The organism is Mesorhizobium sp. M0074 (assembly GCF_040322975.1).
Lineage (GTDB): Bacteria > Pseudomonadota > Alphaproteobacteria > Rhizobiales > Rhizobiaceae > Mesorhizobium.
Map to the genome: position 1 here is coordinate 1 of NZ_JAMYUM010000086.1, position 832 is coordinate 832.

At 70.6% G+C, this 832-nt stretch carries 1 protein-coding gene; it reads right to left on the reverse strand.

Annotated features, from left to right (window positions below; genetic code table 11):
* Nucleotides 1-832: condensation domain-containing protein (locus tag NKJ73_RS34070; protein ID WP_352572770.1), on the reverse strand; the 832-nt coding region annotated here is incomplete at both ends.

Here is an 832-nt window from a genome sequence, read left to right on the forward strand (position 1 = left end):
GCCACCGCCTCGGGCGTCCGGCGCACCTGCTGCTCGAACAGCTCATGGATGCAAAGATCCGACGGATAGGCCGCGTCCGTCCGGTTCAGCTCCTCCAAAAGGTAGGTCCGCTCCTCGGGCGGAAGAATGTCGAGCGCGCGCACCGGCCTGTCGGGAGCCTGCTCCAATGCCTCCGACAGCGCTTCGAGCGCGCGCTGCATGTAGCCGCAGACCCGATCCGCAGAGATCGGCTCCACCACCTGTGCGGTGAGGCCGAGCGCCTCGCCAAAGTCCTCCACCGACAAGGTCAGCGGATAGTTGGTGCGCTCCTCGCTGCCCAGCCATTCCACGCCGGACAGACCATCCTCCGTCCCGGAGCCGGCCATGGCCGCCGGCGTGTTGTGGCGGTAGTTCAGCAGCGCGCCGAACAGCGGCGCCGGCGCGGCAACGCCGCTGCACCGTTGCGCCAGCGCCAGCGAGGCATGCTCATGCGCCAGCAGCTCGGAAAGCCGGCGATGCGTGGCCCGCACGCTTTCCTCGACTCCGGTGCCGTCGAGGTCGAGGCGCACAGGCAGGGTGTTGATGAACAGGCCCATGGCGCGGTCGGCGCCGGCACCGGCATGCATGCGGCCGAACAGCACCGTGCCGAACACCACCTGCTGACGCCCGCTGCTCAGCGCCACCACCTGCCCCCAGGCCAGATGGCACAGGCTGGCCAGGCTCACCCCCAGCCGCCGCGCCTGGGCCCGCAGCCGATCGTTGAGCGCCTGCGGCAGCATCCGATGCGCCTCGCCGACCCCGCTGCCGTCGCCATGGACCTCGCTCAGCCCGAACGGCAGCGTCGGCTCGTCGA